The organism is Variovorax sp. SG517 (genome assembly GCF_013376045.1).
Lineage (GTDB): Bacteria > Pseudomonadota > Gammaproteobacteria > Burkholderiales > Burkholderiaceae_C > Variovorax.
Map to the genome: position 1 here is coordinate 283,347 of NZ_JABMJG010000002.1, position 20,942 is coordinate 304,288.

Annotated in this window: 20 protein-coding genes and 1 tRNA gene; 15 read left to right on the plus strand and 6 right to left on the minus strand. The window is 67.3% G+C overall.

The window, feature by feature from the left end; genetic code table 11:
• Positions 1 to 16: 16 nt before the first annotated feature.
• Genes FHT32_RS06845 through FHT32_RS06855 form a run of 3 tightly spaced genes read right to left on the minus strand, consistent with a single transcriptional unit; the run spans position 17 to position 2,682 of the window.
• Entirely contained in the window at positions 17 to 793 is a 777-nt protein-coding gene (locus FHT32_RS06845) for a glycosyltransferase family 2 protein (protein ID WP_176663890.1), read from the minus strand.
• Entirely contained in the window at positions 760 to 1,557 is a 798-nt protein-coding gene (locus FHT32_RS06850) for a 1-acyl-sn-glycerol-3-phosphate acyltransferase (RefSeq protein ID WP_176663891.1), read from the minus strand. Before FHT32_RS06850 ends, FHT32_RS06845 begins: the two co-directional genes overlap by 34 nt.
• 42 nt (positions 1,558 to 1,599) lie before the next feature.
• Positions 1,600 to 2,682 carry a Rid family hydrolase gene (locus FHT32_RS06855; protein WP_256098907.1) on the minus strand — a complete coding sequence of 361 codons (1,083 nt, stop codon included), beginning with the start codon at positions 2,680 to 2,682 and terminating at the stop codon, positions 1,600 to 1,602.
• Between the two features lie 126 nt (positions 2,683 to 2,808).
• Here FHT32_RS06855 and FHT32_RS06860 point away from each other — a divergent pair, with 126 nt between their 5' ends.
• From FHT32_RS06860 to rng, 9 genes are all read left to right on the plus strand, one after another.
• Positions 2,809 to 3,534 carry a YebC/PmpR family DNA-binding transcriptional regulator gene (locus FHT32_RS06860; protein ID WP_176663893.1) on the plus strand — a complete coding sequence of 242 codons (726 nt, stop codon included), beginning with the start codon at positions 2,809 to 2,811 and terminating at the stop codon, positions 3,532 to 3,534.
• 56 nt (positions 3,535 to 3,590) lie between these two features.
• Entirely contained in the window at positions 3,591 to 4,889 is a 1,299-nt protein-coding gene (purD, locus tag FHT32_RS06865) for a phosphoribosylamine--glycine ligase (RefSeq protein WP_176663894.1), read from the plus strand.
• Entirely contained in the window at positions 4,889 to 5,806 is a 918-nt protein-coding gene (gene hemF, locus FHT32_RS06870) for an oxygen-dependent coproporphyrinogen oxidase (protein ID WP_176663895.1), read from the plus strand. The genes purD and hemF overlap by 1 nt, the downstream gene beginning before the upstream one ends.
• Complete coding sequence (gene nadD / locus FHT32_RS06875) at positions 5,803 to 6,438, plus strand: nicotinate-nucleotide adenylyltransferase (RefSeq protein ID WP_176663896.1); 636 nt, start codon at positions 5,803 to 5,805, stop codon at positions 6,436 to 6,438. Before hemF ends, nadD begins: the two co-directional genes overlap by 4 nt.
• A complete protein-coding gene (gene rsfS / locus FHT32_RS06880; RefSeq protein WP_176663897.1) occupies positions 6,438 to 7,109 on the plus strand; it encodes a ribosome silencing factor in 672 nt (223 codons plus the stop codon). Before nadD ends, rsfS begins: the two co-directional genes overlap by 1 nt.
• Positions 7,106 to 7,573 (plus strand): 23S rRNA (pseudouridine(1915)-N(3))-methyltransferase RlmH, encoded by a 468-nt coding sequence (gene rlmH / locus FHT32_RS06885; RefSeq protein WP_126181685.1) that lies wholly within the window; start codon positions 7,106 to 7,108, stop codon positions 7,571 to 7,573. The genes rsfS and rlmH overlap by 4 nt, the downstream gene beginning before the upstream one ends.
• Positions 7,570 to 8,274, plus strand: a complete 705-nt coding sequence (locus FHT32_RS06890; protein WP_176663898.1) for a phytanoyl-CoA dioxygenase family protein — start codon at positions 7,570 to 7,572, stop codon at positions 8,272 to 8,274. Before rlmH ends, FHT32_RS06890 begins: the two co-directional genes overlap by 4 nt.
• A gap of 3 nt (positions 8,275 to 8,277) precedes the next feature.
• Positions 8,278 to 8,880: a nucleoside triphosphate pyrophosphatase gene (locus tag FHT32_RS06895; protein ID WP_176663899.1), complete on the plus strand. Its 603-nt coding sequence runs from the start codon at positions 8,278 to 8,280 to the stop codon at positions 8,878 to 8,880.
• 135 nt (positions 8,881 to 9,015) lie between these two features.
• Positions 9,016 to 10,545, plus strand: a complete 1,530-nt coding sequence (rng, locus tag FHT32_RS06900; RefSeq protein ID WP_176663900.1) for a ribonuclease G — start codon at positions 9,016 to 9,018, stop codon at positions 10,543 to 10,545.
• An 18-nt stretch (positions 10,546 to 10,563) separates the two neighbouring features.
• Here rng and msbA read toward each other — a convergent pair whose 3' ends face one another.
• A complete protein-coding gene (gene msbA / locus FHT32_RS06905) occupies positions 10,564 to 12,348 on the minus strand; it encodes a lipid A export permease/ATP-binding protein MsbA (RefSeq protein WP_176663901.1) in 1,785 nt (594 codons plus the stop codon).
• Between the two features lie 254 nt (positions 12,349 to 12,602).
• On the opposite strand from msbA, the gene tolB reads away from it, so the two are divergent.
• The 6 genes from tolB to FHT32_RS06935 all read left to right on the plus strand — a co-directional run bounded on the left by tolB (position 12,603) and on the right by FHT32_RS06935 (position 16,576).
• Positions 12,603 to 13,829 carry a Tol-Pal system beta propeller repeat protein TolB gene (gene tolB, locus FHT32_RS06910; RefSeq protein ID WP_218088120.1) on the plus strand — a complete coding sequence of 409 codons (1,227 nt, stop codon included), beginning with the start codon at positions 12,603 to 12,605 and terminating at the stop codon, positions 13,827 to 13,829.
• A 28-nt stretch (positions 13,830 to 13,857) separates the two neighbouring features.
• Positions 13,858 to 14,373, plus strand: a complete 516-nt coding sequence (gene pal / locus FHT32_RS06915) for a peptidoglycan-associated lipoprotein Pal (RefSeq protein ID WP_176663903.1) — start codon at positions 13,858 to 13,860, stop codon at positions 14,371 to 14,373.
• Entirely contained in the window at positions 14,373 to 15,122 is a 750-nt protein-coding gene (gene ybgF / locus FHT32_RS06920) for a tol-pal system protein YbgF (RefSeq protein WP_176663904.1), read from the plus strand. The genes pal and ybgF overlap by 1 nt, the downstream gene beginning before the upstream one ends.
• A gap of 46 nt (positions 15,123 to 15,168) precedes the next feature.
• Positions 15,169 to 15,996 carry a ThiF family adenylyltransferase gene (locus FHT32_RS06925; RefSeq protein WP_371132155.1) on the plus strand — a complete coding sequence of 276 codons (828 nt, stop codon included), beginning with the start codon at positions 15,169 to 15,171 and terminating at the stop codon, positions 15,994 to 15,996.
• Positions 15,997 to 16,045: 49 nt separating this feature from the next.
• Positions 16,046 to 16,121: transfer RNA gene (locus tag FHT32_RS06930), tRNA-Lys, on the plus strand.
• Positions 16,122 to 16,258: 137 nt separating this feature from the next.
• Positions 16,259 to 16,576 (plus strand): hypothetical protein, encoded by a 318-nt coding sequence (locus tag FHT32_RS06935; protein ID WP_256098908.1) that lies wholly within the window; start codon positions 16,259 to 16,261, stop codon positions 16,574 to 16,576.
• An 87-nt stretch (positions 16,577 to 16,663) separates the two neighbouring features.
• Here the strand turns inward: FHT32_RS06935 and FHT32_RS06940 are convergent, their stop codons facing one another.
• Together FHT32_RS06940 and FHT32_RS06945 are read right to left on the minus strand one after the other, a co-directional pair.
• On the minus strand, positions 16,664 to 19,759 hold the full coding sequence (locus tag FHT32_RS06940; protein WP_256098909.1) for an efflux RND transporter permease subunit: 3,096 nt from the start codon (positions 19,757 to 19,759) through the stop codon (positions 16,664 to 16,666).
• A gap of 10 nt (positions 19,760 to 19,769) precedes the next feature.
• The gene (locus FHT32_RS06945; RefSeq protein ID WP_176663905.1) at positions 19,770 to 20,921 is read right to left on the minus strand and encodes an efflux RND transporter periplasmic adaptor subunit; all 1,152 of its coding nucleotides are present in this window, start codon (positions 20,919 to 20,921) and stop codon (positions 19,770 to 19,772) included.
• Positions 20,922 to 20,942: the final 21 nt, after the last annotated feature.

The window sequence follows — 20,942 nt, forward strand, 5'->3', positions numbered from 1 at the left end:
GAGAGGGAAGAAGACATCAGTCCTGGAACGGCGGCTTCTTCGCCAGCTTGCGCAGCAGCAGCAGGGGCAGGCGCAGCACGAACTCGACCATCAGCCGTGTGTGCATCCACGTGAGCAGCACGTTGTCGCGGCCATAGCGGAAGTGAGAAACGCCGCCTTCCTCGGCCGTCAGGTACTTCACCGGCGCGTCGATGTTGACCGGCTTGACGCCGCGCCAGGCCAGCCGTACGACGGCCTCGGTGTCGAAGTCGAAACGCCGCATCCAGGGCTGGCGCGCCATCACCGCAATCAGGTCGGCCACGGGATACACGCGAAAGCCGTAGAGCGAGTCGCCGACGCCCGCGAACAGCGTCTCGAGCTGCGTCCAGCCGTTCGACACGCGCCGCCCGCGCACGCGCAGCAGCGGTGCGCTGGCGTCGAACACCGGGCGGCCGAGCACCATCGTTTCGGGGCGAGCCAGCGAGGACTGCATGAAGGCCGGGATCAGGTCGGCGGGATGCTGGCCGTCGGAGTCCATCGTCAGCGCGTGGGTGAAGCCGGCTTCCTTCGCGGCGCGCAGGCCGTGCAGCACCGCCGAGCCCTTGCCCTGGTTCTGCGGCAGTACCCACACGCGCAAGCCCGGGTCGCCCTCGGCCATCTGCTGCAGGCGCTCGCCGGTACCGTCGTCGCTGCCGTCGATCACCACCCACACCGGGCTCCACTGCGCGCGGGCGGCGGCGACCGTGGAGAACAGCCGCTCGCCGGTGTTGTAGCTGGGGATCAGGACAAGGTGTGTGCGCGAGGCGTCTGGCATTCGGGGGACGCGTCGGTGGCGCGCTGTTCCATGTTTTGTCGGAAATATTGTTCGAGCTCGGCCTGCAGCACGTCGCTGTCCTGCGTGGGCGCGAAGCGCTTGCCCAGCCGCAGCCTGAAGACGATGGGCAGCGGCGGCACGCGCCACAGCGGCCAGCCCTTGGCGAGATAGGGCGAGTCGGTGTCGATGAACACGGTTTGAATGGGCGCCTGCGCCAGCTTGGCGATCAGCGTGGTGCCGGGGCGGAAGGGGTTGAGCGGCGGCGTCACCGTGCGCGTGCCCTCGGGGAAGATCACCAGCTGGCCGCCGTTGCGCAGGTCGTTCACCGCCAGCCGCACCATGGTGCGGGCCGACTTGTTGCTGATGTAGCGCGCCAGCCGGGCGCCCGCGCCGAGGAAGATGTTGCCCATCAGGTCGGCCTTCATGATGCAGGCGCTGCGCGGCAGCCGCGCCACCAGCAGCAGCGCGTCGAGCATCGTCGGGTGGTTGGCCACGAAGATCACGCCGGGCTCCTTGCGCATCGGGTCGAGGCAGGTGGCGTCGATGCGCATCATGCCGGTCACCGAGGCCAGCCACCAGAACATGCGGTAGGCGAAGGCGATGGTCATGCGGCCCAGCGTGCGGGCGGGCGCCGCCGGCATCACCGGGTGGATGAGCATGGCGAAGACGTTCCAGACCAGGGAGATCAGGCCCAGGAACAGCAGCAGCGCGTAGAGCATCAACGCGAGCGGAATCGATGTGAGAAATCTCAGCACGCGGGTCATTGGATCGGTAGGTCGGGCGAGGCGCGGTCGGACGACGACCGGTCAGGCCCGCAGTTCGCCGGCCGCGGCCGTGTGGGCCTCTATCTCGACCAGCAGGTCGCTGCGGCAGATGTCGGCTTCGAGGTACACGGCATGGCGCGCCATGGGCGCATCGGCGCCGAGCGCGCCTTCGAGGATGCCGCGCACCGTCTCGGTGTCGGACGGATGCCGCACGTAGACCACGCAGTCGAGTTCGGCCAGCGAGAACTTCGCGCTGCAGCGCTCGTTGGCGGCGGCTATCACCGCCTCCAGGTTGCGCAGCGTCTCGCGCGTCTGTTCCTGCACGTCGCCGTGGTGCACGGTCTCGTGGCCGACGATGCTCGCGGTGCCGGAGATGAAGAGGGCGATGTTGCCGTCGCCGATGTCCGCCAGCGCGGCGCGAGAGAAGGTCGGCGAGCGCGGCCCGTAGGTTTCGGGATAGCGGTAGGCCGAGACCTGCCGCGGGTTCTCGACCGGCAGCGGCGCGCGCTGTCCCGCCAGGAAACGGACCGACAGCGCGCCCTGGTGGATGCCCAGGGCACAGGCGGCCGGGGCGCCCTCGAAGGCGGCGCGGCCGGCTTCGAGGAAGGCTTCCTGCCGTCCGAGGTTGAACTGGCGGTATCGCTCCAGCCCGCCGCCGTCGGCGTTGATCTGGGGCAGGTAGTTCCAGATGCGCTGCAGGTGCGGCGTGCCGGCCTGGTCGAGTGTCTTGAACAGGTCGCGATAGGCGCGGTGCGCGAGTTCAGCCAGGCCTTGCTTCTCGGCGGATTCGTCGAGGTCGATGGCGCCGAGCAGCCAGTGCCCGTCGGTGCGCCAGCGCGCGATGCCGGTGGTGCCGGACTTGATCCGGGGGCCGCTCGCATGCCACACGTCGGCCATGGCGCCGTTGGCCGAGAGCACGCGTGCGTTGACGGTCGGCATCCATGCCACGCCGTGCGGCGTACCGTAGCCCAGCGCGGCGAAGGGGGCCTTGCCGTCGGCCGCCAGTGCCAGGCTGGCCGGCAGCGACAGGCGCTCGACGCGCAGATGGGTCTCGTGGCGCTGCGGCAAGGGGGCGTGCGACGGGGTGTCGGGATTCCCGGGCCCGACGGAAGGCGATGGCGTCATCGAACAATTATCACCAAAAGCATTGACCCGAATTCCGGCCTCCAGGCCCGGCGTTGTGTGCGCCGGACAGTAAACTCGGGGCTGCTCGGATTGACACAGAAACACAGGACAGCGAGATAGAAAGCCATGGCCGGACATAGCAAATGGGCGAACATTCAGCACCGGAAGGGCCGCCAGGACGAGAAGCGGGGCAAGCTCTGGACCCGCGCCATCAGAGAAATCACGGTGGCCGCCCGTGCCGGCGGCGCCGACCTGGGCGCCAACCCCCGGCTGCGGCTGGCGGTTGAAAAGGCCAAGGCGGTCAACCTGCCCATCGACACCATCAAGCGCAACATCGACAAGGCCACGGGCAACCTCGAAGGCGTCAATTACGAAGAAATTCGTTACGAAGGGTACGGCATCGGCGGCGCGGCGATCATCGTCGACACCATGACCGACAACCGCGTGCGCACCGTGGCCGAAGTGCGCCACGCCTTCTCCAAGCACGGCGGCAACATGGGCACCGAAGGCTCGGTGGCCTTCCAGTTCAAGCACTGCGGCCAGATCATCTTCGCGCCTGGCACCAGCGAGGACAAGGTGATGGAAGTGGCGCTCGAAGCGGGCGCGGAAGACGTCATTACCGACGACGACGGCGCCATCGAGGTGATCACCTCCGTGGCCGACTTCGAGGCCGTGAAGAACGCGCTCGAAGCCGCCGGCCTGAAGCCCGACGCCGCCGAAGTCACGATGCGTGCCGAAAACACCGTGGACGTGACCGGCGAGGACGCCGCAAGAATGCAGAAGCTGCTCGACGTGCTCGAGGACCTGGACGACGTGCAGGAGGTGTATCACAACGCCTCGCTGTCCGAGTGACCTGGCGACGCCGAATGAATGTTTGTTGAATCACAGCGAGAAATGAAGGCCCGCGAATGAAGGTACTGGTAATTGGGGGAGGGGGCCGCGAACACGCTCTCGCATGGCGACTGGCGCAGGCTGCCAGGGTGAGCCGCGTGTACGTGGCGCCGGGCAACGGCGGCACGGCGAGCGACGAGCGCTACGACTGCATCGACATCACCGAGCCCGCTGCGCTGCGCGAGTGGGCCATCAAGGAAAAGATCGCCCTGACCGTGGTCGGCCCAGAGGCCCCGCTGGCTGCCGGCGTGGTCGACGAGTTCCGTGCGCACGGCCTGCGCATCTTCGGCCCCACGCAGGCGGCTGCCCAGCTCGAGAGCTCGAAGGCCTTCTCCAAGGCCTTCATGAAGCGCCACAAGATTCCGACGGCGGAGTACGAGGCATTCACTGACGCCGCTGCCGCGCACGCCTATATCGACGCCAAGGGCGCCCCCATCGTCGTCAAGGCCGACGGCCTGGCCGCCGGCAAGGGCGTGGTGGTTGCCATGACCGCGCAGGAAGCGCACGAGGCGGTCGACTTCATGCTGGTCGACAACAAGTTCGGCGTGTCGCACAACGAAGGCGGCGCGCGCGTCGTCATCGAGGAGTTCCTGCAGGGCGAGGAAGCCAGCTTCATCGTGCTGTGCGACGGCAAGAACGTGACCGCGCTGGCCACCAGCCAGGACCACAAGCGCCTGCTCGACAACGACGAAGGCCCCAACACCGGCGGCATGGGCGCGTATTCGCCCGCGCCGGTGGTCACGGCCGAGGTGCATGCGCGCGCCATGCGCGAGATCATCCTGCCGACCATCCGCGGCATGGAGAAGGACGGCATCCCGTACACCGGCTTCCTGTACGCCGGGCTCATGATCGATGCGGCCGGCCACCCCAAGACGCTCGAATTCAACTGCCGCATGGGCGACCCCGAGACGCAGCCGATCATGATGCGGCTCAAGTCCGACCTGTTCGAAGTCTTCTGGCACGCCACCGACGGCACGCTCGACCAGGTCGAGCTGCAGTGGGACCGCCGCGTGGCGCTGGGCGTGGTGATGGCCGCGCACGGCTATCCGCTCTCGCCGCGCAAGGGCGACCGCATCACCGGCATTCCGGCCGAAGCGCCCGACGCGGTGGTGTTCCATGCGGGCACCACGCTCGACAACGGCGAGCTCAAGACCAGCGGCGGCCGCGTGCTCTGCGTGACCGTGCTGGCCGACAGCGTGAAGCAGGCGCAGCAGCGGGCCTATGAGGTCGCGGCGCGCGTCCAGTTCGATGGCGCGCAGTACCGCAAGGACATCGGATTCCGCGCGATCCACGCGCGCAACCCCCACGGCTCCTGATGCAGCAGACCAATCCGGCGGCGGTCGGCGAGTACCTGCGCGGACTGCAGCAGTCGATCATCGCGGCGGTCGAGAAGGCCGACGGCGGAGCCTGCGTGCGCGACGCCTGGCAGAAGGCCCCGGGCGAGCCGCTGCAGGGCAACGGCCTGACCTGCATCCTCGAAGGCGGCGAACTCTTCGAGCGCGCGGGCTGCGGCTTCTCGCAGGTGCGCGGGCCGAAGCTGCCGCCCTCGGCCACGCAGAACCGTCCTGAGCTGGCGGGCGCGCCGTTCGAGGCGATGGGCGTGTCGCTGGTGTTCCATCCGCGCAATCCGTACATGCCGATCGTGCACATGAACGTTCGCATGCTCGCCGCGCTTCCGGAAGGCGGCGAGCCGGTGTGCTGGTTCGGCGGCGGCATGGACCTCACGCCATGCTACGGCTTCGAGGAAGACGCGGTGCACTTCCACACCGTGTGCCGCGATTCGCTCGCTGCTTTCGGCGACGACAAATACCCGCGCTTCAAGACCTGGTGCGACGAGTATTTCTTCCTCAGGCACCGCAACGAGCAGCGCGGCGTCGGCGGCATCTTCTTCGACGACTTCTCCGAAGGCGGCTTCGAGAACGGCTTCGCAATGATCCGCTCGGTGGGCGACGGCTTCCTGCCGGCCTACCTGCCGATCGTCGAGCGCCGCCGCAACACGCCCTACACCGAGCGCGAGCGCAACTTCCAGCTCTATCGGCGCGGCCGATACGTGGAGTTCAACCTCGTGTGGGACCGCGGCACGCACTTCGGCTTGCAATCGGGCGGGCGCACGGAATCGATCCTGCTGTCGATGCCGCCGCTGGCGAGCTGGGCCTACCAGCAGCAGCCTGAGCCGGGCAGCCCCGAGGCCGCTCTCTACAGCGACTTCATCGTGCGACGCGACTGGCTGTGAACTCTTCTTCCGGCAAGGCACCGCGCCGCATCGGCGTCTTCGGCGGCGCATTCGATCCGCCGCACAACGCCCATGTGGCGCTCGCCGAAGCCGCGCTGGCGCAACTCGATCTCGACGAACTGCATGTAGTTCCCACCGGCCAGGCCTGGCACAAGAGCAGGGCGCTCACGCCGAAGGAAGATCGGCTCGCCATGACGCGGCTGGCTTTCGGCGGGCTGCAGGGCACGGTGGTCGTCGACAGCCGCGAAGTGCTGCGCGACGGCCCCACCTACACGCTCGACACACTGCACGAACTGCAGCGCGAGCAGCCCGGCGCGCAGCTGGTGCTGATCATGGGCGCCGACCAGGCGAGTGCGCTGCCGACCTGGCACGGCTGGCAGGATATACTCGGCATTGCTATTGTTTCTGTAGCGTATCGCGCACTATCGACGGGCAGCACTGCCCGTTTTGATCCGAAAACGCTTCCCGGCCTCCCGGCCGGCGCGCGTTTCGAGGCGCTCGAACTGCCTCCCATGGACATCAGCGCCACCGAGATCCGGCGGCGTGCGGCGCTCGGCGTGGACATTTCCTCGCTGGTTCCGTCCACGGTTGCACGCTATATTGACCAACACCACCTCTACCGCTCTGCCTGATGACCACTGAAGCCGCCGCAAAGAAAGACACCCAGAAACTCCAGCGAGCCATCATCGATGGCCTCGAAGACGTCAAGGCGCAGGACATCAAGGTATTCGACACCGAGCATCTCTCGCCGCTTTTCGAGCGCGTGATCGTTGCCTCGGGCACCTCCAACCGCCAGACGAAGGCGCTGGCCGCCAGCGTGCGCGACGCGGTGCGCGAAGCCGGCTTCGCCAAGCCGCGCGTGGAGGGTGAGGACAACGGCGAATGGATCATCGTGGACTGCGGCTCGGCCGTCGCGCACATCATGCAGCCCGCCATCCGCCAGTACTACCACCTCGAAGAGATCTGGGGCGACAAGCCGGTGCGTGCCAAGCTCGGCGGCACCAAGCCGGCGGTAGCCACGGCCTCCAAGGCTGGCGCCGAGGAAAAGAAGGCTGCCAAGGAGAAGGCCGCCAAGGAACCGACGCTGCGCCGCTCCAGCGCCGCCAAGACCGCGATCCGCGCAGCCGAGCAGGAAGCCAAGGCTGCGAAGGCACCGGCCAAGAAAACCGCCGCCAAGAAGGCGCCCGCCAAGAAAACCACCACCGCGCGCGTGCCGGTCAAGGTCGTGGGCAAGCCCGCCGCCAAGAAGCCCGCAGCGAAGAAGACCACGGCCGCCAGGAAGGCGCCAGCCCGCCGCGCATGAAGCTGCTGGTGGTCGCCGTCGGGCAGCGCATGCCCGATTGGGCTCAGACTGCCTGGGACGACTACGCCAAGCGCTTTCCGCCCGAGCTCAAGCTCGAACTGCGCGCCGTCAAGACCGAGCCGCGCGGCTCCAAGACGCTGGAAACCCTCTACGCCGCCGAACGCGAGCGCATCGAAGGCGCCATCGCGCGTGGAATGCGCATCGTCGTGCTCGACGAGCGCGGCACGGCGCTGACCACCAAGGCGCTGGCCGCGCGCCTGCAGGCCTGGCAGGGCGAGGGCGATGACGTCGCCCTGGTCATCGGCGGGCCCGACGGGCTCGACCCGGCCTTCAAGGCCGCGGCCCACGAACGCATCCGCCTGTCGGACCTTACGCTGCCGCACGCGATGGCGCGGGTGCTGCTGGTCGAGCAGCTGTACCGTGCGTGGTCGGTCAACGCGGGTCATCCCTACCACCGCGAATGACCAGCGCCGACGGGCAGGTCGCGTTGCTCGAGGAAAGAGGCCATGCGTCGGTGCCGGCGCTGGTGCAGCCCGGGCTGCTCGATGCCGCGGCGCGGTCGCTGGATCAATGGCTGGGGCAGGCGGCGGGCAGCCGCAATCTGCTGGCTCATCCGCCGTGCAGCGAAATGGCCATCGAACTGAAGGCGCGGCTTTTCGGCATGGGCGTGCTCGATGCGTCGTCGGTCGCCGTGCAATGCACGCTCTTCGACAAGACACCCGACAGGAACTGGCTGGTCGCGCTGCATCAGGACACGTCAATCCCGGCCTCGGGCGCCGGCATGCCCGCCGTCGTCAAGGAGGGCGAGCCGTATGTGCAGCCGCCGATCGACGTGCTGCAGTCGCTGCTCGCCGTGCGGGTGCATCTGGACGACTGCGGCGCCGACGCGGGGCCGCTGCGTGTTGTTCCGGGCAGCCACCGCGCGGGCCGGCTGGACGCCGACGAAGCACAGGCCCTGCGATTCGCCCATGGCGAAACCGTCTGCACGGCGGCGCGCGGCGATGCCCTGCTGATGCGCCCCTTGCTGCTGCACGCCTCGTCGCGTGCGAAGTCGCCGGCGCGCCGGCGTGTCCTTCACTTTCTGTTCGGACCCGCGAGCCTGCCGCAGGGGCTGGTCTGGAACCACATCGTGGCCGGCGAGCAGCCGACGCCACAGGAGACTTGAACCTTGCCGGATTTCATCTACCTCGCCTCGCAGAGCCCGCGCCGCGCCCAGTTGCTCGGCCAGCTCGGCGTTCGCCACGAACTGCTGCTGGCCGATGCCGACGAGGATGCTGAGTCGCTCGAAGCCGTGCTGCCCAACGAGGCCCCAGCCACCTACGTGCAGCGCGTCACCGGCCTGAAGCTCGACGCCGCCGTGGCCCGGATGCGCGGGCGCGGCCTGCCCGAAGCACCGGTGCTCTGCGCCGACACCACGGTCGCGCTCGGCCGCACCATCCTCGGCAAGCCGGAAGACGAAAAGGACGCCGCTCGCATGCTGCGGATGCTCTCCGGCACCACGCATCGCGTGCTGACCGCCGTTGCGCTGCATCACGGCAGGAAGAGCCATGCGGCGCTCAGCGTGTCGCGCGTGCGCTTCGCCGACCTCTCCAGGGCGCAGATCGCCCGCTATGCCGAAAGCGGCGAGCCGCTGGGCAAGGCCGGCGCGTACGCCATCCAGGGCGCGGCGGCGGCGTTCGTCGAGCACATCAGCGGCTCCTATTCGGGCATCATGGGCCTCCCCATGTTCGAGACCGCACAACTCTTGCGGCAGGCGGGGATGCTCAAGTGAACACGCCATGACACTCAAGACCACATTCTTTTTCAGGGCCGCCGCGGAACCGGCTTCGCCGGGCCGCTGGCGGCGCCCCCCTGCAGGGGGGTGGGCGAAGCGACACGAAGTGCGCGCAGCCTGGGGGGTGAGCCTATGAGTCAAGACATCCTGATCAACTGGTCTCCACAGGAGACCCGCGTGGCGCTGATCGAGCACGGCGCGGTGCAGGAACTGCACGTCGAACGCACGCTGGAGCGCGGGCTGGTCGGCAACATCTACCTGGGCAAGGTGTCGCGCGTGCTGCCGGGCATGCAGTCGGCCTTCATCGACATCGGCCTGGAGCGCACGGCATTCCTGCACGTGGCCGACATCGTCGCGCCGTTCACGCCGGGTTCGCGCCCCAGCGCGCCGGCACCCGAGCGCGACCACCGCAACGGCGGGCCGATGGTGCCCATCGAGAAGCAGGTGTTCGAGGGCCAGTCGCTGCTGGTGCAGGTCATCAAGGACCCCATCGGTACCAAGGGCGCGCGGCTTTCGACGCAGATCAGCATTGCCGGCCGGCTGCTGGTGTTCCTGCCGCAGGACAACCACATCGGCGTGTCGCAGAAGATCCCGGCGGAGCAGCGCGAATCGCTGCGCAATCGGATGCTCGCGCTGATCGAGGCAGCCGCGGCGGCCGACAGCGGCGGCGTGGTGCCGGCCAACACGGGCGGCTTCATCCTGCGTACCAACGGCGAGGATTCCAGCGACTCCGAACTGGCCGAGGACATCGCCTACCTGCGAAAGACCTGGTCGCGCATTCGCGACGCCTCCATGCGCATGCCGCCGATGTCGCTGCTGCACCAGGACCTGAGCCTGCTGCAGCGCGTGCTGCGCGACATGACCGGCGAGGAAACGCAGACCATCCGCATCGATTCGCGCGAGCAGTTCGAGCTGCTGCTGAAGTTCGGCCTCGAATACATGCCCAAGGCAGCGGGCAAGCTGCAGCACTACAAGGGCGAGCGGCCGATCTTCGACCTGTATTCGGTCGACGAGGAAATCGCGAAGGCGCTGGGCCGGCGGGTCGACCTGAAGTCGGGCGGTTACCTCGTGGTCGACCAGACCGAGGCGCTGACCACGGTGGATGTGAACACCGGTGGCTTCGTCGGCGCGCGCAACTTCGACGACACCATCTTCAAGACCAACCTCGAAGCGGCGCAGGCCATCGCGCGGCAGCTGCGGCTGCGCAACCTGGGCGGGATCATCATCGTCGACTTCATCGACATGGGCCGCGACGACCACCGCGAGCAGGTGCTGGCGGAGTTCCGCAAGCAGCTCGCGCGCGACCGCGTGAAGACCACGGCGGGCGGCTTCTCGCAGCTCGGGCTGGTGGAGATGACGCGCAAGCGCACGCGCGAATCCCTGGCGCACATGCTGTGCGAGCCCTGCATCGCCTGCGGCGGACAGGGCATCGTGAAGACGGCGCGCAGCGTAGCTTACGACGTGATGCGCGAGATCCTGCGCGAGGCGCGGCAGTTCACGCCGCGCGAGTTCCGCATCGTGTCGTCGCCGCAGGTGATCGAACTGTTCCTCGACGAGGAGAGCCAGCACCTCGCGGGCCTGAGCGATTTCATCGGCAAGCCGATCTCGTTGCGGGCCGAGCCGGCGATCGGGCAGGGGCAGTACGACATCGTGCTGCTCTGAAGCAGCACAACAGGTCGTTCAAAGCGTCGGATCCTGCCCTGGCGGGGCGCTGCGCACCGCCAGCGTCTGCAGGCGCGCGTAGAGCCCGTCGAGCGCCATGAGTTGCTCGTGGCTGCCTTGCTCGGCGATGCGGCCTCGCTCCATCACGATGATCCGGTCGGCGTGCTGGACGGTCGAGAGGCGGTGCGCCACGATCAGCGTGGTGCGGTTCTGCATCAGGCGCTGAAGGGCGTCCTGTACCAGCCGTTCGGATTCGGTGTCGAGGGCCGAAGTGGCCTCGTCGAGCAGCAGCACCGGCGCGTTCTTGTAGAGCGCGCGGGCAATGGCGAGGCGCTGGCGCTGGCCGCCGGAGAGCTGCGTTGCGTTGTGGCCCAGCACGGTGTCGATGCCCTGGGGCAGGTTCTCGACGTGCGAACTCAGGTTGGCAGCCGCTATGCATTGCTGCACGCGCTCGCGGTCGATCTCGGCGCCCAGGGCCACGTTGGCGGCCAGCGTGTCGTTGAGCATCACCACGTCCTGGCTCACCATCGCGAACTGGGCGCGCAGGCTCTTGAGCTGCCATTCGCTGGTGTCGTGGCCGTCGAGCAGCACCTGGCCGCTGCTGGGCTGCACGAAGCGCGGCAGCAGGTTGACCAGCGTGGTCTTACCGGAACCCGAAGGGCCGACGAAGGCCACCACCTGCCCGGGCTCGATGGTCAGGCTCACGCCGTCGAGCGCGCGAGGCTCGTCGTCGCCGCGGTAGCTGACTTTCACGTTGCGCAGCTCGATGCGGCCCTGGGCATGTTCGAGGGTGAAGCTGCCTTGCGATTCGGGTGCCACTTCGTCGATGAGGATCAGCCCGCGCTCCAGCGCAGCGAGGCCGCGGGTGATGGGGCCGGCCACCTCGGCCAGCCGGCGGATGGGGGCGATCAGCATCAGCATGGCCGTGATGTAGGCGACGAAGCCGCCCACGGTGAAGCCCTGCTTGCCGCTTTGCCAGAGCGCGATCATCACCACCACCGAGAGCGCCAGCGAGGCCATCATCTGCGTGAGCGGCGTGGTGGCCGCCTGCGCGATGGTCGACTTCACGGCCAGCCGGTTCAGGCGCTGGCTCAGCTGTTCGAAGCGGCGGCCTTGGGCGTCTTCGGCGCCGTGCAGGCGCACCACGCGGTGGGCGAGCACGTTCTCCTCGACCACGTAGGCCAGCTCGTCGGTGGCCTGCTGGCCCTGCTGGGTCAGGCGGTAGAGCCGCTTGGAGAACACCTTCATGATCCACGAGATGCTGGGCACCAGGAAGGCGACGATGAGCGTGAGCTTCCAGTTCAGGTAGATCAGGTAGCCCAGCAAGGCAACCAGCGTGAAGCCGTCGCGCGTGAGGCCGAGCAGCGCCTGCACCAGCAGCATGGCGCCGGTCTGCACTTCATAGACAACCGTGTTCGACAGGGCACTGGCCGACTGCCGGGCGAACAGCGCGAGTTCGGCGCCGAGCAGCCGCTCGAACAGCACGCGCCGCAGCTTCTGCATGCCTTCGTTGGCGATGCGCGAGAGCGCGTACTGCGAAATGAACTGCGCGATGCCCCGTACCGCGAACAGCAGCAGCACCGCGGCGGGCACGAACCACAGCGGCATCTCGCCGCGCGTGAAGCCCCGGTCGAGCAGGGGCTTGAGCAGGGCCGCCATCAGCGGCTCGGTGACTGCAGCGAGCAGCGCCCCGATCAGTCCGAGGGCCCACCACTGGCGGGAGCCGCCGAACCATGTCATGAGTCGCGCCAGGCGGCGCATCAGGGGAGGGCGCGCGTTCTCGCCGCCGGGGGATGCTTGCATGGCGGCGGATTCTACGGGGCGGGCCTTTGCAGGCCTGCGGCTGCCGCCTCTGTAGGACCGTGCCGACGGATAAACGTTTTGTGACGGCGCCCCTCGGCCAGTGTGTAACATGTCGCCCGTTGAAGCCGGGGAGAACTTTTCACCCCGAAACCTCTCCGAACCGAATGAACAAGCCGTTGCCAGCTCCAATTCCAACTCCTTCTTCATCGTTATTTGCCCGCCGCACCCTCATAGCGGCCCTCGCTGCCACCCCCATGATTCCTGCTCTGGCCCAGTTCCGGGTCGAGGTTTCCGGTGTTGGGCTCACGCAGCTGCCGATCGCGCTCGTCCCGTTCAAGGGGCAGGAGTCCTCCCCGCAGAAGATCTCCGACATCGTCCAGGCCGACCTGGAGCGCAGCGGCCAGTTCCGCGGCGTCGATGCATCGGGACAGGCTCTGGACGAGGCATCGCGCCCCGATCTTTCCCTGTGGCGCCAGCGCACGGCCGATTCGCTTGTGGTCGGCAGCGTCACCCGGCTGGCCGACGGCCGCTTCGACGTGCGTTTCCGCCTGTGGGACGTGGTGAAGGGCCAGGACCTGGGCGGCCAGAGCTACATCGTTCCCCAGGGCGACCTGCGCCTGGCTTCGCACCGCATCGCCGACTACGTGTACGAGAAGCTGACCGGCGAAAAGGGCATCTTCTCGACCCGCATTGCCTACGTCACGAAGGCCGGCAGCCGCTATTCGCTGTGGGTGGCCGACGCCGACGGCGAGAACGCCCAGGCCGCGCTCGCCAGCCCCGAACCGATCATCTCGCCGTGCTGGTCTTCCAACGGCCAGCAACTGGCCTACGTGTCCTTCGAGTCGCGCAAGCCGGTCGTGTACGTGCACAACGTGGCCACCGGCCAGCGCCGCCTGCTCGCGAACTTCAAGGGCTCCAACAGCGCCCCGGCCTGGGCACCCGACGGCAATTCGCTGGCCGTCACGCTCAGCCGCGACGGCGGCTCGCAGCTTTTCTCCATTCCGGCAAGCGGCGGCGAACCGCGTCGCCTGACTCAAAGCTCCAGCATCGACACCGAGCCCGTGTACTCGGCCGACGGCGGCACGATCTACTTCGTGAGCGACCGCGGCGGCGCTCCCCAGATCTACAAGATGAGTGCCAGCGGCGGCAGCCCGACCCGGGTGACCTTCAGCGGCACCTACAACATCTCTCCGTCCGTCAGCGGCGATGGCCGGTGGTTGGCCTACATCTCGCGAGTAGGCGGCGCCTTCAAACTCCATGTGATGGAGTTGGCTACCGGCAGCGTGAGCGCGATCACCGACACCTCCGCGGACGAAAGTCCGAGTTTTGCTCCGAACAGCAAGCTGATCGTCTACGCAACGCAGTTGCAAGGCCGCGAAGCCCTGATGACGACCACGCTCGATGGAAAAATAAAAGCACGACTGGCGGGACAGGCGGGAGACATCAGGGAACCGGACTGGGGTCCGTTTCAAAAGCAATGACTAAGGTTTATTTGAGGAGTTTTCAAAAATGTTGAAACGTACGATCTATTCGCTGGCCATCGTGGCTCTCATCGCCGGTTGCTCGTCGGGCACCAAGCTCAACGAAACGCCGGTGACTGACCGTTCCGGCACGGCCGGCGGCCAGCAGGGCGCCAGCAACGTGGCACCTGTCACCATCGACCCGACCGCGGGTACCGCGCAGGGCCCGGTGGGCGTCGAGCGCATCGTGTATTTCGACTACGACAGCTACACGGTCAAGCCCGAGTTCCAGTCGCTGATCGACGGCCATGCCCGTTTCCTCAAGGCCAACCCGCAGCGTCGCATCTCTATCGAAGGCCACACCGACGAGCGCGGCGGCCGCGAGTACAACCTCGCGCTGGGCCAGAAGCGTTCCGAAGCCGTGCGCCGCGCACTCACCCTGCTGGGCGTGAACGACGGCCAGATCGAGGCCGTGAGCTTCGGCAAGGAAAAGCCGGCAGTCACCGGCTCCGGTGAAGAAGTCTGGGCGCAGAACCGTCGCGCCGAAATCCGCTACACCCGGTGATGCCACGCGTCATGCTGAGAGGCGCGGCGCTGGCCGTTGCCTTGCTTTGTGTCTCGGCGGCATCGCAGGCCGCGCTGTTCGAGGATGACGAGGCTCGCCGCGCCATCCTCGACCTGCGCCAGCGCGTCGAGGCCATGCGCCAGCAGACCGACCAGCGGCTGACCGACGAGAACGGCCAGCTGCGCCGCAGCCTGCTCGACCTGCAGAACCAGATCGAGCAGATGCGCGGCGACCTGGCCCGCATGACGGGGCAGAACGAGCAGCTCACGCGCACGCTGAGCGAAATGCAGTCGCGCCAGACCACCATCGACGACAAGCTCAAGCAGAGCGAGCCATCGAAGGTGTCGGTGGACGGCCGCGAGTTCAATGCCGATCCCAAGGAAAAGGCCGACTTCGAGGCTGCCCTCGGCGTGTTCCGTTCGGGCCAGTTCGCGCAGGCGCAGACCGCGTTCGCCGAATTCGTCAAGCGCTACCCGCAAAGCGGCTACAACGCCTCGGCGCTGTTCTGGCTGGGCAATGCGCAGTACGCCACGCGCAACTACAACGAGGCCATCGCGAACTTCCGCTCCATGCTCTCGCTCGCGCCCGACCATGCCAAGGCCCCCGAGGCCGTGCTGTCGATCGCGAACTGCCAGATCGAGCTGAAGGACACGCGCGCCGCTCGCCGCACGCTGGAAGACCTGACCAAGGCCTACCCGCAGTCCGAAGCCGCGCAGGCCGGCCGCGAACGTCTCTCGCGCCTGCGCTGATGCGGGCGGAGCATTCCGCTTGAGCACCATCATCGCCAACGCGTCCATCACCACTCTTGCTCCGGCCGCCGCGGATGTCGTCACCGACACCGCGGCGCCTGACTTTGCGCGCCGCTTCGGCGGGCTCGAACGGCTGTACGGCGTGGCCGGTGCCGCGCGCATCCGCGAAGCGCATGTGCTCGTGGTCGGCATCGGCGGCGTGGGCTCGTGGGCCGTCGAGGCGCTGGCGCGCAGCGGAGTGGGGCGCTTGACGATGATCGACCTCGACCACGTGTCGGAGTCGAACATCAACCGCCAGATCCATGCGCTCGACGCGACCGTGGGGCAGGCCAAGGTGGAGGCCATGCGCGATCGCATCGCGCAGATCAACCCCGAATGCAAGGTGCAGGCCATCGACGATTTCGTCGAGCCCGGCAACTGGCTGTCGCTGCTCGATGCGGCGCAGGCCGCGAACGGGCCGGCGACGGCCGTCATCGACGCCTGCGACCAGGTGAAGGCCAAGGTGGCGATGGCCGCATGGGCTCGCGCGTCGCGCGCCACCTTCATCACGGTGGGCGCCGCGGGCGGTAAGCGGCAGGCGCACAAGGTCGACATCGAAGATCTGTCGCTCGTCACGCACGACCCGCTGCTGGCCCAGCTGCGCCAGCGCCTGCGCAAGGAACACGGCGCTCCGCGCGAAGGCCGCAAGATCGGCGTCGCCTGCGTGTTCAGCCGCGAAAGCGTGGCACCGCCCGACGCCTCCTGTGCCATCGAAAGCGGCGACGGCACGCTCAACTGCCATGGCTACGGATCGGTGGTCAGCGTGACCGCGACTTTCGGCCAATGTGCGGCCGGCTGGGTTCTGGACAAAATAGCGTCGAAGCTCGCGCTATAATCTTTGGCTTTGCCGGATATCACTTCGGCAAAGAGCAGAAAAATGGCTCGGGACGTTAGCTCAGTTGGTAGAGCAGCGGACTTTTAATCCGTTGGTCACTGGTTCGAATCCAGTACGTCCTACCAGACCCTCTTCGAAATCCTCATGCACCAGCGGTGCCTGAGGATTTTTTCTTGGCCGGCGCAAAGAGCCGGGCGTGGGCAACCTTTGCGGGCGCCGAAGGCGGCTGGAGGAAGGCTGAGGTCGACATCCGCTTGGGGCGGTGAGTTCATCCTCTTGCGAAGCGGCTAAAGTCGCCGCTTCCCATTTCCGGTTGCGTCTGCCGCAACTGCTTTTTCCGATGCGCCCCTTCATTGCTTTTTCAGTTCTCGTCCTGGCTGCGCTGGCCGCCGGATGTGTCACTCGGACGGCCCCTCGCTATACCTCGCTTGGCGACGGCGTCTACAAGTCGCCGACCGCGCAGGATGCCGAGAACTACTGCCGCAATTTCGGGGCGCCGATGCGCTATCTTGCCAACCAGGGTGCGGAAGATCCGGCGCGGGGCGTTCCTGCCGGAGAGGTCGTCTACCGCTGCGACTGAAAGGCCGTAGAGACGAGAGCCTGGGGAGCCTGAAAAAAAGCCCGCAGTCGCAGGGACCACGGGCTTCTTTCTGTTTGGGCGAACCGCTCAGGCTTCGGGGGCCACTGGACCTGAGCCTTGCCCCGGAAGCGCCGCAGGCACCGGCGCCTCTGCGGCCGGATGTTCTTCCTTCGCGTGCCGCGCCGCGATGAACAGATACATCGCCGGCACCACGAAGAGCGTGAACAGCGTGCCGATGGACAGCCCGCTGAAGATCACGATGCCCATCGCCTTGCGGCCCGCGGCGCCGGCGCCCGAGGCGATCACCAGCGGCAGCACGCCGAAGACCATGGCGGCGGTCGTCATCAGGATGGGGCGCAGGCGCGTGCCGGCGGCTTCCACGATGGCGTCGAGCTTGCTCAGGCCCTGCTTTTGCAGGCGGTTGGCCACCTCGACGATCAGGATGCCGTGCTTGCTGATGAGGCCCATCAGGGTCACCAGGCCCACCTGCGTGTAGATGTTCATCGAGGCGAAGCCCCAGAAGATGAAGATCATCGCGCCGAAGAGGGCCAGCGGCACCGACACCAGGATCACCACCGGGTCGCGGAAGCTCTCGAACTGCGCCGCCAGCGCCAGGAACACGATGATCAGCGCGAACACGAAGGTGATGGCGAAGTTGCCCGACTCCTGCACGAACTGGCGCGACTGGCCCGAGTAGTCCACCGTGTAGCCGCTGGGCGCCATCTGCTGCACCAGGCCACGCAAGTACTCCAGCGTCTCGCCCTGCGTGCCGCTGGGCACGCCCTGGATGGTCACGGAGTTGAGCTGCTGGAAGTGGTTCACCGTCTCCGGCTGCACGCTGTACTTCAGGCTCGCTACAGTGCTGGCGGGCACCACCCCGCTGGGCGTCTTGATGTAGAAGTTCAGCACGTCCGAGGGGTTCAGCCGGTCGACCTGTTGCACCTGCGGGATCACCTTGTACGAGCGGCCCGAGATCGAGAAGTAGTTGACGTAGGCGCCACCCAGCGCCGCGCCCATCGCGTTGCCCACGTCCTGCTGCGTGATGCCCAGCGTGGCGATCTTGTCGCGGTCGACCACCACGGAGGCCTGCGGCAGGTCGATCTTCAGGTCGGCGTCGATGTAGTAGAACTTTCCGTCGGCGCGCGCCTTGTCCATGATCTGCTGGGCGAGGGTGTTCAGGTTCTCGAAGGGCTCGGTCGTCTTGATGACGAACTGCACCGGCAGGCCCGAGGCACCCGGCAGCGCCGGGAACTGGAAGGCCACCACCTTCGCGCCGGCAATGCCGTTCCAGCGCTTCTGCAGGTCGGTCTGGATGTCGTGCGCGCTGCGGATGCGCTCGTCCCATGGCTTGAGCAGCACGCCCGCGATGCCCGCGTTGGTGCTGGGCACGCCGGTCAGCTGGAAGAGCTGTGCGTACTCGGGCGTGTCGTGCGCGACCTTGAAGATCTGGTCGGCATAGGTCTGCATCTGGTTGATGGTGGCCGTGGGCGCGCCCACCACCTGCGACAGCACGATGCCCTGGTCTTCCTCGGGCGCGAGCTCCGACTTCGACATCTTGAACATCACGAACAGCAGCGCCACCAGGATCGCGCCCATGACGATCATCACCGGCCAGGTCTTCAGCACGCCGCGCAGGATCAGCTGGTAGCGGTGGTGCACGCGCTCAAACACGTGCTCGATCTTCATCGCGAACTTTCCGCTGTCCTGCTCGGGCTTGAAGAAGCGCGAGCACATCATCGGCGACAGTGTGAGCGCCACGATGCCCGACACCACCACCGAGCCCGCGAGCGTGAAGGCGAACTCGGTGAAGAGCGAGCCGGTCAGCCCGCCCTGGAAGCCGATGGGCACGTACACCGCCACCAGCACCACCGTCATCGCCAGAATGGGGCCGCCCAGCTCGCGCGCCGCGAGCAGCGAGGCCTGCAGCGGCGACTTGCCTTCGCGCATGTGCCTGTCGACGTTCTCCACCACGATGATCGCGTCGTCCACCACCAGGCCGATGGCGAGCACCAGCGCCAGCAGCGTGAGCAGGTTGATCGAGTAGCCCAGCGCCAGCATGATGAAGAAGGTGCCGATCAGCGACAGCGGCATCGCGATCACCGGCACCACCACCGCGCGCAGGCTGCCCAGGAACAGGTAGATCACCACCGTCACGATGACCAGCGCCTCCACCAGCGTCTTGATCACTTCGCTGATCGAGGTGTTGATGAAGTCGGTCGAGTCGTAGACGATCTTGCCGGTCAGGCCCGTGGGCAGCTGGCCCTGGATGTCGGGGAACACCGTGCGCACCTGCTTGGCCACCTCGAGGATGTTGGCCTCGGGCGCGACCTTGATGCCGATGAACACCGAGCGCACGCCGTTGAAGGCCACGTTGAAGTCGTAGTTCTCGGAGCCCAGCGTCACGTTGGCCACGTCCTGCAGCCGCACGATGGCTCCGTTGGCGCTCTTGACCGAAAGCTGCTTGAACTCGTCCACGCTGTGCAGCGAGGTGCCGGCCGTGAGCGGCACGCTCACCATCTGGCCCTTGCTCTGGCCCACGGCCGCGAGGTAGTTGTTGGCGGCCAGCGCCGCGCTCACGTCGGTGGCGGTCACGCCGTAGGCGGCCATCTTCTGCGCGTCGAGCCAGGCTCGCAGCGCGAAGGTGCGCGCGCCGAGGATCTCGGCGGTCTGCACGCCCGGAATGGCGTTGAGCTTGGGCTGCACCACGCGCACCAGGAAGTCGGTGACGTTGTTGTTGGGCAGCGTGTCGCTGTAGAAGCCGATGTACATCGCGTCGGTGGTCTGGCCCGTGGCAACGGTCAGCACCGGCTGCTGCGCCTGCGGCGGCAGCTGGTTGCGCACGGAGGCGACCTGCGTGTTGATCTCGGTCAGCGCGCGGTTGGAGTCGTAGTTCAGCCGCAGCGTGGCGGTGATGGTCGACACGCCCAGGCTGCTCGACGACGACAGGTAGTCGATGCCCTGTGCCTGCGACACGGCGGCCTCCAGCGGCTGCGTGATGAAGCCCGCGACCGTGGCCGCGTCGGCGCCGAAGTAGGCGGTGGTGATGGTGACCACGCCGTTCTCGGTCTTCGGGTACTGGTTGACCGGCAGGCCGGCCAGCGCGCGCAGCCCAAGCACCACGATCAGCAGGCTCACCACCATCGCCAGCACCGGCCGGCGGATGAAGATGTCTGTGAAGTTCATGCGTGCGACCTCACTTTTCCTGCGGCTTCGGCGCCGGGTTGTTGGCGGGCTGGACGCTGTTGTCCACCACCACCGGCGTGCCGTTCTTCAGCTTGTTCTGGCCGCTGCTCACTACCACCTGGCCGGCCGCGAGGCCCTTGACGATGGCGATCTGGTCGCCACGCGTGGCGCCGGTCTCGATGAAGACCTGCTGCGCGACGAGCTGCTTCGCACCCGATGGATTGGCCGGCTGGGCGGGCGCACCCGCGGCGCCTTCCTTGGGCGGCTCGGCTTCCTTCACCACGTACACGGTCGAGCCGTACGGGTTGTAGGTGACGGCGGTGGAAGGCAGCGTGAGCTGCTCCTGCACACCGCCCACGTCGATCTTCACGTTGGCGAACATGCCGGGCAGCAACTGCTGCTTCGGGTTGGAGACGGTGGCCTCGACCTGCACGTTGCGCGTGGCGGCGTCCACCTTGGGGCTGATCGCGTTGATCTTGCCGCTGAAGCTCTGGCCCGGGAAGGTGTCGACCGACAGGTTCACCACCTGGCCCACTTCCAGCCCCGCGAGCTGCTGCTGCGGCAGGGCGAAGTCGACGTAGATCGGGTCCAGTGTCTGCAGCGTGACCAGCTTGTCGCCGGCGTTCACGTACTGGCCGGGGTTGAGCGCGGTGATGCCCAGGCGGCCGGAGAAGGGCGCGCGGATCGACTTCTTCGCGACCACGGCGGCCTGCTGCTCGACCTGCGCGCGCTTGGCCTTCAGGTCGTTGGTGTCGGCGTCGATCTGCGCCTGGCTCACGGCCTGCACCGCGAGCTGCGCCTGGTCGCGCTTGAGCACGATGGCTGCCTGCGCGGCGGCGGCCTCCGCCGAGTGCAGCAGGGCGACGTCGGAATCGGCATTGAGCTCGACCAGCAGCGTGCCCGCCTTCACGTCCTGCCCCGACTTGAAATGCACCGTGCGCACCAGCCCGGCCACTTCGGTGCTGAGGTCGGCGCCGCGCACCGGGTTCAGCGTGCCGACCGCGGTGAACTGCGACTGCCACTGCAGCTTCTGCACTTCGGCCGTCGACACCGTCTGCGGCGCCGGCTTGGGCGCGGCGGCGATCAGCGCGCGGATCTGCATGAATTTGCCGAACGCGAGCACGGCGACCACCAGCAGTACGCAGCCGATCATGATGATCATTCTTCGGGTCATAAGTTGGCT